The sequence below is a fragment of the Brachybacterium hainanense genome (assembly GCF_042434575.1).
In the GTDB taxonomy this organism is placed as follows: domain Bacteria; phylum Actinomycetota; class Actinomycetes; order Actinomycetales; family Dermabacteraceae; genus Brachybacterium; species Brachybacterium hainanense.
Window position 1 is genome coordinate 62,619 of the sequence record NZ_JBHLSV010000002.1, and the last position, 14,255, is coordinate 76,873.

The 14,255-nt window shown below is 70.4% G+C and carries 12 protein-coding genes; 8 read left to right on the top strand and 4 right to left on the bottom strand.

Annotation, left to right across the window (positions count from 1 at the left end; genetic code table 11):
• Positions 1–7 precede the first annotated feature (7 nt).
• Together ACFFF6_RS01785 and ACFFF6_RS01790 are read right to left on the bottom strand one after the other, a co-directional pair.
• Positions 8–1,180: an ABC transporter substrate-binding protein gene (locus ACFFF6_RS01785; RefSeq protein WP_376977660.1), complete on the bottom strand. Its 1,173-nt coding sequence runs from the start codon at positions 1,178–1,180 to the stop codon at positions 8–10.
• A 507-nt stretch (positions 1,181–1,687) separates the two neighbouring features.
• The gene (locus ACFFF6_RS01790; RefSeq protein WP_376977662.1) at positions 1,688–2,386 is read right to left on the bottom strand and encodes a metal-dependent transcriptional regulator; all 699 of its coding nucleotides are present in this window, start codon (positions 2,384–2,386) and stop codon (positions 1,688–1,690) included.
• A gap of 295 nt (positions 2,387–2,681) precedes the next feature.
• On the opposite strand from ACFFF6_RS01790, the gene ACFFF6_RS01795 reads away from it, so the two are divergent.
• From ACFFF6_RS01795 to ACFFF6_RS01815, 5 genes are read left to right on the top strand one after another with little or no spacing between them, the layout of a single operon-like run.
• The gene (locus tag ACFFF6_RS01795) at positions 2,682–3,974 is read left to right on the top strand and encodes an extracellular solute-binding protein (protein ID WP_376977664.1); all 1,293 of its coding nucleotides are present in this window, start codon (positions 2,682–2,684) and stop codon (positions 3,972–3,974) included.
• A gap of 4 nt (positions 3,975–3,978) precedes the next feature.
• The gene (locus tag ACFFF6_RS01800; RefSeq protein WP_376977666.1) at positions 3,979–4,929 is read left to right on the top strand and encodes a carbohydrate ABC transporter permease; all 951 of its coding nucleotides are present in this window, start codon (positions 3,979–3,981) and stop codon (positions 4,927–4,929) included.
• On the top strand, positions 4,919–5,830 hold the full coding sequence (locus tag ACFFF6_RS01805) for a carbohydrate ABC transporter permease (RefSeq protein WP_376977668.1): 912 nt from the start codon (positions 4,919–4,921) through the stop codon (positions 5,828–5,830). The genes ACFFF6_RS01800 and ACFFF6_RS01805 overlap by 11 nt, the downstream gene beginning before the upstream one ends.
• Positions 5,831–5,861: 31 nt before the next feature.
• Positions 5,862–6,500: a hypothetical protein gene (locus ACFFF6_RS01810; RefSeq protein ID WP_376977670.1), complete on the top strand. Its 639-nt coding sequence runs from the start codon at positions 5,862–5,864 to the stop codon at positions 6,498–6,500.
• Entirely contained in the window at positions 6,500–7,552 is a 1,053-nt protein-coding gene (locus ACFFF6_RS01815) for a hydroxyacid dehydrogenase (protein WP_376977672.1), read from the top strand. The genes ACFFF6_RS01810 and ACFFF6_RS01815 overlap by 1 nt, the downstream gene beginning before the upstream one ends.
• A 230-nt stretch (positions 7,553–7,782) precedes the next feature.
• On the opposite strand, the gene ACFFF6_RS01820 is transcribed toward ACFFF6_RS01815, so the two are convergent.
• Entirely contained in the window at positions 7,783–8,157 is a 375-nt protein-coding gene (locus ACFFF6_RS01820) for an L-rhamnose mutarotase (protein ID WP_376977674.1), read from the bottom strand.
• Positions 8,158–8,391: 234 nt separating this feature from the next.
• On the opposite strand from ACFFF6_RS01820, the gene rhaI reads away from it, so the two are divergent.
• From rhaI to ACFFF6_RS01835, 3 genes are read left to right on the top strand one after another with little or no spacing between them, the layout of a single operon-like run.
• On the top strand, positions 8,392–9,570 hold the full coding sequence (gene rhaI / locus ACFFF6_RS01825; protein WP_376977675.1) for an L-rhamnose isomerase: 1,179 nt from the start codon (positions 8,392–8,394) through the stop codon (positions 9,568–9,570).
• Between the two features lies 1 nt (position 9,571).
• Positions 9,572–11,614 carry a bifunctional aldolase/short-chain dehydrogenase gene (locus tag ACFFF6_RS01830; protein ID WP_376977677.1) on the top strand — a complete coding sequence of 681 codons (2,043 nt, stop codon included), beginning with the start codon at positions 9,572–9,574 and terminating at the stop codon, positions 11,612–11,614.
• 8 nt (positions 11,615–11,622) lie between these two features.
• Positions 11,623–13,185: a rhamnulokinase gene (locus tag ACFFF6_RS01835; RefSeq protein ID WP_376977679.1), complete on the top strand. Its 1,563-nt coding sequence runs from the start codon at positions 11,623–11,625 to the stop codon at positions 13,183–13,185.
• Positions 13,186–13,215: 30 nt separating this feature from the next.
• Here the strand turns inward: ACFFF6_RS01835 and ACFFF6_RS01840 are convergent, their stop codons facing one another.
• A complete protein-coding gene (locus ACFFF6_RS01840; protein WP_376977681.1) occupies positions 13,216–14,253 on the bottom strand; it encodes a LacI family DNA-binding transcriptional regulator in 1,038 nt (345 codons plus the stop codon).
• Between the last annotated feature and the right edge of the window lie 2 nt (positions 14,254–14,255).

The following is a 14,255-nucleotide window of genomic DNA, read 5'->3' on the forward strand; positions in this document are numbered from 1 at the left end:
GATCGGATCACCCGGCCGGCTTGATGACCCGCTCGAGGCGACTCTGGAGGTCGTCGGCCGTGGTCTTCGCATCGGACTCGCCCAGCCAGAAGGAGGCCATGGCGTCGTCGATCGCCTTCTGCATCTCGTTCCACTCCGGGATGAACCTCGGGGTGAAGATCATCTCCGCGGAGTCGGGGAAGGCCTGCAGGGCGACATCGGCCTCGAGCCAATCCGGGTCGAGGAAGGCCTCGCTCTGCTGCAGCTCGAGGTTCGCCGGCACGTCCTGGCCCAGATCCGCGATCGGGGTCTGCCCCTCGGCAGAGGTGAGGAACTGGATGATCTCGAAGGAGGCCTTCGGGTTCTTCGCCGCGGTCGGGATCACGAGGGCGGAGCCGAAGGCGCTCACGGCGCTCTGCGCCCCGTGGAAGAACGGGGCTATGTCCCAGTTCAGCCCCTCGATGTCCGCATTTCCGCCCACGGCCCAGAAGCCGGTGGCGTTCATCGCGAAAAGCCCCTGCTGGAAGGCGCCGTCGGCCCCCATCTCCGGCCCCATGTTCGAGTAGTCCACGGCGGTCGGCGCGACCTTGTGGGTGAAGTAGAGGTCGTAGCACCACTGGAGGGCCTCGACGGCCTCCGGGGAGTTCACGCCCGGCGCCCCCGTCTCCGGGTCGATCACGTGCCCGCCGTTCTGCTCGACGAGGGAGAACCACTGCGGCCACCAGCCCACGCCGCCGAAGCCGAACTGCTTCTTCGCCGGATCGGTGAGGGCCTTGGCAGCCTCGAGGAAGTCATCCCAGCTCCAGTCGATGCTCGGGTACCCGATGCCCGCCGCGTCGAAGAGGTCCTTGTTGTAGTAGAGCACCATCGCGCCGGAGCGGTCGGGGATGCCGTAGACCCTGTCCTCCCAGACATAGTTCGCTCCGACCGGGCCGAAGGCCTTCTCGAGGTCGAGGCCGGATTCGGCGATGTAGTCGTCGAGGGCGACGAGCTGCCTCTTGGAGGAGTAGACGTTGACGTTCTCCGCGACCTGCATGATGTCCGGGCCGGTCTTCGACGAGATCATCGTCTGGACCTTCTGCTCGTAGTTCTCCGAGGGGATCAGCTGGAGCGTGATCGTGTAGTCGGGGAACTTCTCCTTCGCGAGGTCGATGCGGGCCTGGTACGCCTCCTTGTCGCTCTCGCCTCCCCAGACCGTCATGACGAGGTCCTTGTGGTTCTCATCGGACTCGGGCGTCGCACCGTCATCGGGTCCACCCGTGCAGGCAGCGAGTCCCAGTCCGGCGCCGGCGAGGCCCGCACCGGCGAGGATCCCACGCCGGGAGATACCGCGATCCGGATGCACCGGGCCGGGGCGAGACGGAAGCGAAAGGGTCGTGCGGCTCATCATCGTGCCTTTCGTCGGGCGCGACGTCCTGTCCCCGGCTGCTCCCGGGGCGGCGGGCTTCCCTGCCCGCCCGTCGCGACATGCCTTAACGTAACGGTTGCGATAAGGGGTGTCCAGCGTGAGGGGTCACAGAAGCGTCACAGCCCCGGTCCGGAACTGCCGGGGCCGGACCCGGGAGGCGCGCGGCGACGAGGCGACGGATCCGTGGCTCGGCACGGCCTCCCTGCACTCAGCACCCGGCAGGCATCCCACCCCTGTCAGGCAGAGCGCACCGCGCCGCCCCGCACCCCCGCGCACGCGGGGGGCACCCCCGCTCCCGTCTCACGCCGCCGGCGCGTGGCCGTCCGGAGCGATCCTCATCGCCTCGGCGGCGACCAGGGAGAGATCCAGGGCGCGATGCTCGTCCCCCGCCTCCCAGGACACCGCGAGCACTCCTGCACCCTCGGACCGGGCGTCGATGCGCAGGTGCGTCCCCAGACCGATCCCGCGCGCATCGAGATACCGCAGCAGCTCCGGATCACGGTCGGAGATCCGCACGACGAGGCCGCACCGTCCGCGCGCCAGATCGCTCAGGCGGTGCGACTCCGGCCGGGAGACCGAGCCGTCCGGACCCGGGATCGGGTCCCCATGCGGGTCCGCCGCCGGGTGCCCGAGGTCCGCGTCCATCCGCGCGAGCAGCCGGTCGGAGATCGCATGCTCGAGCTGATCGGCCTCCTCATGCACCTCGTCCCAGGTGTAGCCGAGCCGCTCGACGAGGAAGGCCTCCAGCAGCCGATGCCGCCGGACCATGCGCAGCGCCTCACAGCGTCCGGAATCGCTGAGCTCGATCGCGCCGTAGGGCTCGTACTCGATCAGCCCGTCCCGGGCCAGACGCTTGAGATTTCCGGAGACGGAGGAGGGGGCGACCCCGAGACGTTCCGCGATCGCGCTCGTCGAGATGGATCCGCCGTCCCACTCCTGGGCGCTCCAGATGACCTTGAGGTAGTCCTGGACCATGGCGCTGGGGCGATCGGCGGGCATGGGACCGATCGTACCCGCGCGGCCCGACCGGCCTCCGCCCCGGCTTTGCAGCGATGAAAACTGCGCATTCGCCCTCCCTTCGATCACGAGGAGGTCACGCGAGGGCAACACGATGCAACTTCTGCGGGCTCAGGCGGGGAAGGCGGTTACCTCGGAGCAGACACGGAGTCCGCGAACGTGCGGATCGACACGTCGGAAAGCGGTTGCTAGTCTCGGGCGCGCAGAAGAGCCCTGACGAGCACCCCGATTGTCCACCGGGCGCGAGGACGCGTCAGGGAACAACGAGAGGACCACCATGAAGCTGTCGCGCAGATCCATCCTCGCCGCCTCCGGCGCAGGAGCCATCGGACTCACCGCCGCCGCCTGCGGAAGCGGCGGCGGAGGGGACGAGGACGCCCCCATCGACCTCGACGCCGAGGCCACCGACCTCTCCGGCGAGATCACGCTGCTGACCCCCGACTTCGTGGGCGACCAGCGGCCCGTCCTGGACAACGACATCATCGCCCCCTTCGCGGAGGAGACGGGCGTCAAGGTCACCGTCGACCAGGTCGACTGGGACAAGCTCAACGAGAAGCTCACGACCTCGATCGCCGGGGGCGTCATCGCCGACGTCATCATGACGGGCGTGGGCTGGACCCCGCCCTTCGCCAACAAGGGCGTCTTCGCGCAGCTGCCCACCGACTACGTCGAGACCCTGAAGTTCGACGAGACGGTGCTCATCTCCGCGAAGTACGACGACGACTACTACTCGCTGCCCCAGGGGCTGGACCTCCGCTTCCTCTCCTACCACCCCGAGTTCTTCGAGGCCGCGGGGATCACCGAGCCCCCGGCCACCATCGAAGAGCTGGGCCAGGTCGCCGATGAGCTCACCAAGGACGGGGTCATCGGCTTCGACCTGTTCTCCACGACCCTCCGCCAGGCCTGGATCTTCCTGCTCTACGCGCACGGCGGCACCCTGTTCAGCGAGGACGGCCTCACGCCGAAGCTCCACGAGGAGCCGGGCCGCAAGGCGACCGAGTGGATCCTCGAGCGGATGAAGAACGGCTCGGTGGACTACAACCTCCAGGCCGCGGAGGGGCAGCCCACCCCGTTCCAGCAGAAGAAGTCCGCGATCGCGATCACCAGCACCGGCGTGTGGCCCAGCTGGCTGGACATGACCCCGGAGCTCACGAAGGAGGGCGCCGTGGGCACCTTCCTCATGCCGACCACCGACGGCGGCCAGCTCATGTTCCAGGGCGGCACCCTGATCTCGGTCTCCAAGCGCTCGCAGAACCAGGCGGCCGCGATCGCCCTGGTCAAGCACTTCATGAAGCCGGAGATCCTCGGCATCGCCAACGGCGCGACCGGCAAGGTGCCGCCGACGGCCGACATCCCCGACAACGAGGACATCAAGAGCAACCTGCTGGCCTCCTTCGCGCTCGAGAACCTCGACAAGGCCGGTGCGGCCGAGGGCGGCACCGCGGCGTGGATGGAGATCCGCGGCAACCTCCAGCCCCTCATCGAGGCCTGCCTCACCGGCAAGTCGACCGTCGACCAGATGCTCGACGAGATGAAGAAGCTCTGCGACGACGCCATCGGGCGGCTCTGACCTGATGTCGGCCACCGCATCTGCAGCGACCTCGCCTCCGGCGCCGGCCACGGCCGGCCCCGGGGGCGGGGGACGCCGTCATTCCCCGCGCGCAGCCGAGGCCCGATGGGGCACGATCCTGGCCGCGCCCGCGGCCCTGCACACGCTGATCTGGATCGGCATCCCCATCGTCGTCGCGATCGGCCTCAGCTTCACCAAGTACGACGTCATCAACGCCCCGGAGTTCATCGGGTTCGGGAACTACGCGACGATCTTCCAGGACGGGATCTTCTGGACGTCGGTCCTGCACAACGTGATCATCGCCGGGATCGGCATCCCGGTCTCGATGTTCCTCGCCCTGGTCTTCGCGGTGCTCCTGAACCGGGCGATCCCCGGACAGGGCATCTTCCGCACCATGGTGTTCCTCCCCCACATCACCGCGACCGTCGCCGTCGCCATGATCTGGCTGTGGATCTACAACCCCTCCGGCAGCGGACTGATGAACACCGTCCTCGGCCTGATCGGGATCGGCCCGCTGCCGTTCCTCACCTCCCCCAGCCTCGCCCTCGGCTCGGTCATCCTCGTGACCATCTGGCAGGGCATCGGTCTGAAGATGCTCATCTACCTGGCATCCCTCCAGGGCGTGGACACGCAGCTGTACGAGGCGGCGGACATCGACGGCGCGAACTTCGTCCAGAAGTTCTTCCGGATCACGGTCCCGATGCTGAAGCCCGCCACATTCTTCATCCTCGTGACCTCGCTGATCGCGAACTTCCAGACCTTCGACCTCATCTACATCCTCACCGAGGGCGGACCGGCGAACGCCACCTCCGTGGTGACCTACCGGATCTACCAGACCGCATTCCAGGAGTTCCGCATGGGCCTCGCGAGCGCCCAGAGCGTGATCCTGCTGCTCATGCTGGTGGGCCTGACCTTCCTGTCCCGCCGCATCGTGGGAGGCACCGATGGCGACTGACACCCGTGCGTCCTCGCACCGCAGCACCCGCAGCCTGCGCACCCAGAAGAAGGCCGCGAACGTCGCGATCTTTGTCTTCCTGCTGGTGGCGGCGATCATCATGGCCGCACCGTTCCTGTGGATGGCGCTGTCCTCGATCCGCGACCCCACGGAGCTCGCCCGGGTCCCGATGCCGTTCATCCCCGAGAAGGTCCGCCTCGAGAACTACTCGGAGGCGCTGTCCAAGGCACCCTTCGCGATCTACGCGCGCAACAGCCTCATCCTCGCGGCATCGGCGGCGATCCTCAACGTCATCTTCGCCTCCGCCTGCGGCTACGCCCTGGCGAAGCTCGACTTCCGGCTGCGGAAGTTCGTGTTCGGCTGGATCGTCGCCTGCATCATGATCCCGTTCTACGCGACCGTGATCCCCGTGTTCCTCATGGTCCGCCATGTGCCGCTCTTCGGCGGGAACTCGATCCTCGGCACCGGCGGCATCGGCTGGATCGACTCCTGGTGGGCGCTCATCGTCCCCGGCGCGGTCTCGCCCTTCATGGTCTTCCTGTTCCGCCAGTTCTACGTGGGCACCCCCACCGAGCTGATGGAGGCCGCCCGCCTGGACGGGCTGAGCGAGCTGGGGATCTTCACCCGGATCATGACGCCGCTGATCAAGCCCGGCATCCTCACCGTCGCGCTGCTCAGCTTCGAGGGCGGCTGGAACAACTTCCTGTGGCCGCTGCTGGTGACGACCTCGCAGAACCTGCGGGTCATCCAGGTGGGCATCTCCGTGTTCCGGCAGGAGGCGACCACCGACTGGCATCTGCTGATGGCCGGGACCACCCTGGCCGCGGTGCCGATGATCATCCTGTTCCTGATCTTCCAGCGCTACTTCGTCCAGGGCTTCGCCGCCTCGGGCATCAAGTGAGCCGGCAGGTCGTGCAGGAGACGATGCCCCGATGACCACGTCATCGGGCGACTACCGCCCCGGGGGCTGGCTGCGTGCCTTCGCCATCCCCGGGGCGGTCATCGCGTCCAACGCCGCCGCGCTGCTGGGGGCGCTCAGCATCATCGGCCTCGCCCCCGGCCTCTCCGGCAGCGCTCGCGTCCTGGGCTCCCTGGCCGAGCACGGCGACGAGGCCTTCCGCACCGTGCTGCGGCACCTGCGCGCCACCTGGCTGCGGGACCTGCCCGTGACCGCGGGGATCTGGCTGGTGCTCCTCGCCGTCGCGGGGAACATCCTCGTCCTCCCGGTCATGGATCCCTCGCTGCGCACCTTCGCCGTCGGTGCGATGCTCCCCCTCGGCTGGGTGCTCGTCGCCTTCGCGAGCGCGTACGTCACCCTCGCCGCGGATCCGGAGGCGGCCCGCGCGGACCTCGTGCTGGGCGCCGGCCGTCTGCTGGTGACCCGTCCGCTGCGGGCGCTGCTCGCCCCCGCTGCCGTGATCGCCCTGTCCCCGCTGTGGCTGCTGGCACCGCTGACGATCGCCTGCGGCCTCGCCGTGCCGCCGTACCTGCTGACGGCGCTGTGGGGCGGAGGACCATCCCCCGACCAGCCCGCCGATCCCGCCACCCGAACCGGAGATGACCCCCTCTGATGTCCGAACCCACCGCGTCCTCGCCCCCCGATCCCGCCTCGGAGCAGGAGGCCCGCAGGCCCTCGGCTCTGCTGGCCATGTCCGCGCAGCTGCCGCCGCTGCTGATGACACCCGCGCAGCGGTCCCGCCTCGAGGAGCTCGTGGACCTGCTCGTGCCCGAGCCCGTCCCCGACTGGGGCGCCGCTCGCGCCGAGGATCTCGCCCGCACGGAGGTGCTCGTCACCGGCTGGGGCGCTCCCCTCATCGACGAGGATGCGCTCGCCCGGATGCCGCGCCTGCGCGCCGTGATCCACACCGCCGGCACCGTGCAGCATCTCATCGGCCCGGCCGTCTGGGACCGGGGCGGAATCGTCGTGACGACCGCCGCGCAGGCCAACGCCGTGCCGGTGGCCGAGTTCTCCCTCGCCCAGATCCTTCTCGCCGGGAAGCGGACCCTCGCCCGCACCGCCGAGCATCGACGCGGCCGCGGCACGACGGCGGCCTGGCGCTCGGACGCCCCGGGAGGGAACTACGGGTCCGTGGTGGGGCTGATCGGCGCCTCCCGCATCGGCCGTCTGGTCGCGCAGATGCTCGCGCCCTTCGACGTGCACGTCCTGATCTCGGATCCCTTCCTGTCCGTCGCGGACGCCGACGGGCTCGGAGCGGAGAAGGTCGAGCTGCCGGAGCTGTTCTCCCGCTCCGACGTCGTGAGCCTCCACGCCCCGGACGTCCCCTCCACTCGTGGGATGATCACGGGCGAGCTGCTGGCGCTCATGGCCGACGGCACGACCTTCATCAACACGGCCCGGCCGGCCCTCGTCGACGAGGACGCGCTGCGGGCGGAGCTGCTGACCGGTCGGATCAGCGCCGTCCTGGACGTGCATGACCGTCTCGCGCCCGATGACCCGCTGTGGGAGGTGCCGACCGTCGAGATCACCCCGCACATCGCCGGCTCCCTCGGGAACGAGCTGCACCGCATGGCGCAGACGGCGCTCGAGGACCTCGAGCTCCTCCTCGCCGGCCGCCCGCCCCGCTACCCGGTGGACCCCTCGCTCGTGGCGATCACCGCCTGATCGGGCCCGCTCCGTCCGGAGGGATCGCGAGGAACGAGCGGCCCCGCAGGACGGTGCGGACCCGATCGGACAGACCAGCACCGCCTGATCGGGCCCGCGGCGGGCGGTCACCGGAATCTTCTGGAGCCGGAGAGCCATCTGGTGGAGAAGATGCCGCTTTCCGGCCGTGAGGCTCCGGATTCTTCCGATCCGCGGGGCGGGAGCGGGCTGACGGGCCCGAGGGTGACAGATCAGGACAGGTGGAAGTACTGCGGCAGGATCTCCTTGTCGCCGCCGGGGGTGCCGTCCGCAGCGGGGGCGAAGTACTCGGCCATCGCGGCCTCCCAGCGCGGAGCGATCGCCGCCTCCGCGATGGACCGTTGCGCGGCGTCGACGTCGTCGGCCTCGAAGTAGCCCACGACCAGGCCGTCCTCCGCCCGCAGGAACAGGGAGTAGTTGCGCCATCCGGCCTCGGTGAGAGCCTCGCGCATCTCCTCCCACACGTGCTGGTGCGCCTCGACGTACTCGGGAAGCTTCTCCGGCTTCACGTGGAGCAGGAAGCAGCAGCGTCCGGGACTGCGGGCATCGGTGCTCGCGAGCAGCTGGTCGAGATCGGGGGCGGTCATGGGGGTCTCCTTCGGGGCGGGAGCGGATCACCGCGGTATCGGGCAGAACGGAGGGCTCGGCGGCGGGTCGTCCGATGCCGGCAGTCTGGGCCGGCGTGCAGCTCGGATCGGCGATCCGCGACCGTCATCCCGCTGACACCACGTGCCACCCGTGCTACATTACGGGGCATTGAGTCGTTTCAACAACTCCGACATGCAGCGCTGCCGGTCGGCCACCCGTCGAAGGAGCATCCCATGCCCACTCCCGCCGTCCTGCCGGATCAGGTCGCCCGCGACCTGCGCGAGTTCTCGATCGAGGTGCCCAGCTGGGCGTACGGGAACTCCGGCACCCGCTTCAAGGTGTTCGGGACCCCGGGCACCCCGCGCGATCCCTTCGAGAAGATCGCCGACGCCGCGCAGACGCACGCGGTGACGGGCCTCGCCCCGCGCGTGTCCCTGCACTACCCCTGGGATCGGGTCGAGGACGTCGACGCACTGCGCGCGCACGCCGAGGACCTCGGCGTGCGCATCGGCATGATCAACTCGAACACCTTCCAGGACGACGAGTACAAGTGGGGGTCTCTCACCGCGGGCGACAAGACCGTGCGCCGCCGCGCGATCGACCACCACCTCGAGTGCCTGGACGTCATGCGCGCCACGGGCTCCAAGGAGCTGAAGATCTGGCTGGCCGATGGCACCAACTACGCCGGCCAGGACTCGATCCGCGCCCGCCAGGACCGTCTGGCCGAGTCCCTCGCGGAGGTCTACCAGGGCCTCGCCGATGATGAGCGCCTCGTGCTCGAGTACAAGTTCTTCGAGCCGGCGTTCTACCACACGGACGTCCCGGACTGGGGCACGAGCCTGCTGCACTGCCTGGCCCTCGGCGAGAAGGCACTGGTCGTCCTGGACACGGGCCATCACGCGCCCGGCACGAACATCGAGTTCATCGTCGCGCAGCTGCTGCGCCAGAACCGCCTGGGCGCCTTCGACTTCAACTCCCGCAACTACGCCGACGACGATCTCATCGTGGGACTGGCCGATCCGTTCCAGCTGTTCCGGATCCTCTTCGAGATCGTCCAGCAGGACGCGCACCGCCCCGCCTCCGGGGTGAACTTCATGCTCGACCAGTGCCACAACATCGAGTCGAAGATCCAGGGGCAGATCCGCTCCGTCCTGAACGTCCAGGAGACGCTCGCCAAGGCGCTGCTCGTGGACCGGGAGGCGCTTGCCGACGCCCAGGAGCGCAATGATGTGCTGGAGGCCAACGGCATCCTCATGGATGCCTTCTGGACCGATGTCCGCCCGGCGCTGGCCGCCTTCCGCGAGGAGCAGGGGCTGCCGGCGGACCCGTTCGAGGCCTTCCGCGCCTCGGGCTACGAGGAGAAGGTCGCCGCCGAGCGCGTCGGCGGGAACCAGATGGGATGGGGAGCCTGAGATGAGCACCGCTGAGGAGACGATCGCCGCGCTGCTGCGGCGCTCGAACGAGCTGGGCTCGGACCCGGTGAACACCAACTATGCCGGGGGCAACACCTCGGCGAAGGGCACCGCGACCGACCCGGTCACCGGGGCGGAGACGGAGCTGCTGTGGGTCAAGGGATCCGGCGGCGACCTCGGGACGCTGCAGGAGAAGGGCCTGGCGGTGCTGCGCCTGGACCGCGTGCGCGCCCTGCGGGACGTGTATCCGGGCGTCGAGCGCGAGGACGAGATGGTCGCCGCCTTCGACCACTGCCTGTTCGGCAAGGGCGGCGCCGCCCCCTCGATCGACACCGCCATGCACGCCCTGGTCGACGCCGCCCACGTGGACCACCTCCATCCCGACGCCGGGATCGCCCTCGCGACCGCGGCCGATGGCGAGCGCCTCACCCGCGAGGTCTTCGGCGACGCCGTCGTGTGGGTTCCGTGGCGCCGCCCCGGCTTCCAGCTGGGCCTGGACATCGCCGCGATCACGGAGGAGAACCCTCAGGCCATCGGCTGCATCCTGGGCGGACACGGGATCACCGCCTGGGGCGAGACATCGCAGCAGGCGCAGGAGAACTCCCTGCGGATCATCCGCGAGGCGCAGGCATATCTCGACGCGCACGGCTCCGCCGAGCCCTTCGGCGCCCACGACGCCGCCCGCGCCGCCCTGCCCGAGGCCGAGCGCCGCGCGAAGGCCTCCGCCCTGTTCCCCGTGATCCGCGGCCTCGCCTCCACCGACGCGCCGATGGTGGGCCACTGGACCGATTCCGAGGACGTCCACGAGTTCCTCGCCTCGCAGAAGCTCGCCGCGCTCGCGGAGCTGGGCACCTCCTGCCCCGACCACTTCCTGCGCACCAAGGTCAAGCCCCTCGTCCTGGACCTGCCCTCCGATGCCTCGGTCGAGGACTCCGTGGCCCGCCTGAAGGAGCTGCACGAGGCCTACCGCGCGGACTACACCGCCTACTACGACCGTCACGCCGACGCCGACTCCCCCGCGATCCGCGGGGCGGACCCGGCGATCGTCCTGGTCCCGGGCGTGGGCATGTTCTCCTTCGGCAAGGACAAGCAGACCGCGCGCGTGGCCGGGGAGTTCTACGTCAACGCCATCCACGTGATGCGCGGGGCGGAGTCCGTGTCCACGTACGCGCCCATCGACGAGGCGGAGAAGTTCCGCATCGAGTACTGGGCGCTGGAGGAGGCGAAGCTGCAGCGCATGCCGGCGGAGAAGCCCCTGGCCCGCCGCGTCGCCTTCGTCACCGGCGGCGGCTCCGGCATCGGGAAGGCCACCGCGCAGCGCCTGGTCGCCGAGGGCGCCCACGTCGTCATCGCCGACCTCAACCTCGAGAACGCGCAGAAGGTCGCCGAGGAGCTGGGCGGCCCGGACAAGGCCGCCGCGCTGCGCGCCGACGTCTCCGACGAGCAGGCCGTGATCGATGCGGTCCACGAGGCGGTGCTGTTCTTCGGGGGCCTGGACCTCATCGTCAACAACGCCGGGCTCTCGCTGTCCAAGCCGCTGCTGGAGACCACCGCGAAGGACTGGGACCTCCAGCACGACGTCATGGCCCGCGGCTCGTTCCTCGTCTCCCGCGAGACGGCCCGCGTCATGCTCGATCAGGACATGGGCGGGGACATCATCTACATCTCCTCGAAGAACTCCGTCTTCGCCGGGCCCAACAACATCGCCTACTCGGCGACCAAGGCCGATCAGGCCCACCAGGTGCGCCTGCTCGCCGCCGAGCTCGGCGGGCACCAGATCCGCGTCAACGGCATCAACCCCGACGGCGTGGTGCGCGGCTCGGGCATCTTCGCCGGCGGCTGGGGCGCCTCCCGGGCCAAGGTGTACGGGGTCGAGGAGGAGAAGCTGGGCGAGTTCTACGCGCAGCGCACCCTGCTGGGGCGCGAGGTGCTGCCCGAGAACGTCGCCAATGCCGTCTTCGCGCTGACCGCGGGGGACCTCTCCCACACCACGGGCCTGCACATCCCCGTGGATGCCGGCGTGGCCGCCGCCTTCCTGCGATGAGGAAGCAGATGAGCCCGGAGGCCGGCGGCGCGCCGGCGGGAGGCGACGGGTCGATCGCGGTCGCGGCGATCGACCTCGGCGCGACCTCGGGTCGGGTCATGCTCGGCATCGTCCACCCGGGCGCTCCGGCGCGGCTCGAGCTGCACGAGGCGCGGCGCTTCCCGAACGTCCTCGGCGAGCGCGAGGGGCACCTGAGCTGGGACGTCGACGCGCTGTGGGAGCACATCCGCGCAGGGCTGGTCGCCGCCGGCGAGCTCGCTCGGCAGATGGACCTGGAGGGCATCTCCTCGATCGGTATCGACTCCTGGGCGGTGGACTACGCCCTGGTGGGGCCGGACGGCACGCGCATCGGCGAGGTGATCGCCTACCGCGACGCCCGCACCGACGGCGTGGCCGACTCCGTGGCACGGACGGTGCCGCGCGAGCGCCAGTTCGCGCTCACCGGCATCGCCCAGCAGCCCTTCAACACGCTCTACCAGCTCGCGGCCGATGACCGCCTGGCGGGGCTCCCCGAGGGCTCGCACCTGCTGATGGTCCCCGACCTCGTCGCCTTCCTGCTCACCGGGCAGCGGTGCACCGAGATCACGAATGCCTCGAGCACCGGAATGCTCGAGGCCGCGGCCCCCGTCTGGTCCCCCGAGCTGCTCGCCGCCGCCCGGGTGCCGGAGAGGACGGCGCCCGATGCCGCGGCATCCGGGAACGCGGGCGGCTCCGGCGCGGCCGGGATCGACCCCTCGGTGCTGGCGCCGCTGGTCGCCCCGGGCGAGCAGATCGGCACGGTGCTGCCGGATCTCGCAGCGGAGCTCGGCATCGGCGAGGTCCCGGTGATCGCCGCGGCTTCGCACGACACGGCCTCGGCCGTGGTCGCGGTGCCGGCCCCGGAGGACGGCCCCGTCGCCTACATCTCCTCGGGCACGTGGTCGCTGATCGGCCTCGAGCTGTCCGCCCCGATCACCACGGAAGCCGCCCGCGAGGCGGGCTTCACGAGCGAGCGCGGCGTGGACGGGACCTTCCGCTTCCTCAAGAACGTCGCCGGGATGTGGCTGGTCAGCGAGTCGATCCGCCAGTGGGAGGAGGACGGTGCGCACGTCGAGCTGGACGGGCTGCTGGCCGCTGCGGCCGCGGTGCCCGGCGGACAGTTCCGCATCGACCCGACGGACCCGCAGTTCCTGGCACCGGGCCGGATGGCGGACCGCGTGGCGGCCGCGGCGGAGGTCCTCAGCGGCGACCAGGAGTTCCCGCGCACGCCCGCGCAGCTGGTGCGCTGCATCCTCGAGTCGCTCGCACAGACGTATCGGGACGAGCTCCACGCGGCCTGTCGCCTTGCACGGCAGCCGCTGCCGGAGCGTCTGCACGTGGTCGGCGGCGGCAGCCGCAACGCCCTGCTGAACCAGCTCACGGCCGATGCGCTGGGCATCGAGATGATCGCCGGCCCGATGGAGGCGACAGCGCTGGGCAACGTCGCGGTGCAGGCCCGCGCACTCGGGGCGATCGCCGACGTCCCGGGCGCGATGCGTGCCGCGGTGCGGGCGAGCGTCACGCTGGAGACGTTCGCGCCGACCCTCCCCTGAGCTGCCGAGCGCCGGTCTGCGGGGGAACGGTCAGGCGCCCTCGGCGTCCAGGGGATCCGCGGCATCGGGATCGGTCGAACGGCGGACCACGAGCTCGGGCCGGAAGGTGACGTGGCGGTGCACGTGGCCGCCGCCGTGGACGACCTCCTCCTCCAGCAGGGCATAGGCGGTCCGGCCCATCATCTCCGCGGCCTGCGAGACCGAGCTGAGGGGCACGATCGTGCTGCGGGAGAAGGCGATGTCGTCGTAGCCGATGAGCGCGATGTCCTCGGGCATGCGGATCCGGTCCTGGAAGGCGAAGGCCTGCATGGCCCCGGCGGCCATGAGGTCGTTGATGCAGAAGACGCCGTCGGGGCGCTTGCCCGCGGGCCGGGAGGCGATCCGGGAGCCGGCCGCACGGCCCGCGAGGACGGTGAGGTCGTCCGCCTCGATGATCTCGAGGCTGGCGCCGGGGACCTCGGCGACGGCGGCGCTCGCCCCGGCGATGCGCGCGGCGACCTGGCGCAGCTCGAGCTTCGCAGCGATCACGGCGATGCGGCGACGGCCCTGCTCGAGCAGGTGCGCGACGGCCATCCGGCCGCCCGCCGCGTCATCGGTCGAGACCGAGCAGAAGGACTCCACGTGCTCATCGGTCTCCATGAGGATGATGGGCGTGCCGCGGTCGTGGATCGCACGCACCAGCTCCTCGGTGCCGCCTCGCGAGGCCAGCAGGATTCCCCGCACCCGCTGCTCCTCGAAGAGGGACAGCTGGAGGCGCTCGCGGGAGGTCCGATGCCCCGAGTTCCCGGTCAGCACCCCGATCCCGGAGGCCTCCGCGGCGAGCTCCGCGCCGGCGGCGAGCTGGGCGTAGAAGGGGTTCGAGATGTCCAGCACGATGCATCCGACCGTGAGGGAGCGCCCCGCCTTCAGCTGCCGGGCCGCATCGTTGCGCACGTACCCGAGCTCCGCGATCGCGGTCTCCACGGCGCTGCGACGGGACGGCGAGACGATCTCCGGGCGGTTCAGGACGTTGGAGACGGTCCCGATGGAGACGCCCGCGGCGCGCGCGACGTCCTTGATGCTGGCCATGG

Coding starts and splice junctions, on each gene's coding strand:
- ACFFF6_RS01820 (WP_376977674.1), bottom strand. CDS start 8,157: ATGACCGCCCCCGATCTCGACCAGCTGCTCGCGAGCACCGATGCCCGC.
- ACFFF6_RS01810 (WP_376977670.1), top strand. CDS start 5,862: ATGACCACGTCATCGGGCGACTACCGCCCCGGGGGCTGGCTGCGTGCC.
- ACFFF6_RS01790 (WP_376977662.1), bottom strand. CDS start 2,386: ATGCCCGCCGATCGCCCCAGCGCCATGGTCCAGGACTACCTCAAGGTC.
- ACFFF6_RS01840 (WP_376977681.1), bottom strand. CDS start 14,253: ATGGCCAGCATCAAGGACGTCGCGCGCGCCGCGGGCGTCTCCATCGGG.
- ACFFF6_RS01830 (WP_376977677.1), top strand. CDS start 9,572: ATGAGCACCGCTGAGGAGACGATCGCCGCGCTGCTGCGGCGCTCGAAC.
- ACFFF6_RS01800 (WP_376977666.1), top strand. CDS start 3,979: ATGTCGGCCACCGCATCTGCAGCGACCTCGCCTCCGGCGCCGGCCACG.
- ACFFF6_RS01815 (WP_376977672.1), top strand. CDS start 6,500: ATGTCCGAACCCACCGCGTCCTCGCCCCCCGATCCCGCCTCGGAGCAG.
- rhaI (WP_376977675.1), top strand. CDS start 8,392: ATGCCCACTCCCGCCGTCCTGCCGGATCAGGTCGCCCGCGACCTGCGC.
- ACFFF6_RS01785 (WP_376977660.1), bottom strand. CDS start 1,180: ATGACGGTCTGGGGAGGCGAGAGCGACAAGGAGGCGTACCAGGCCCGC.
- ACFFF6_RS01835 (WP_376977679.1), top strand. CDS start 11,623: ATGAGCCCGGAGGCCGGCGGCGCGCCGGCGGGAGGCGACGGGTCGATC.
- ACFFF6_RS01795 (WP_376977664.1), top strand. CDS start 2,682: ATGAAGCTGTCGCGCAGATCCATCCTCGCCGCCTCCGGCGCAGGAGCC.
- ACFFF6_RS01805 (WP_376977668.1), top strand. CDS start 4,919: ATGGCGACTGACACCCGTGCGTCCTCGCACCGCAGCACCCGCAGCCTG.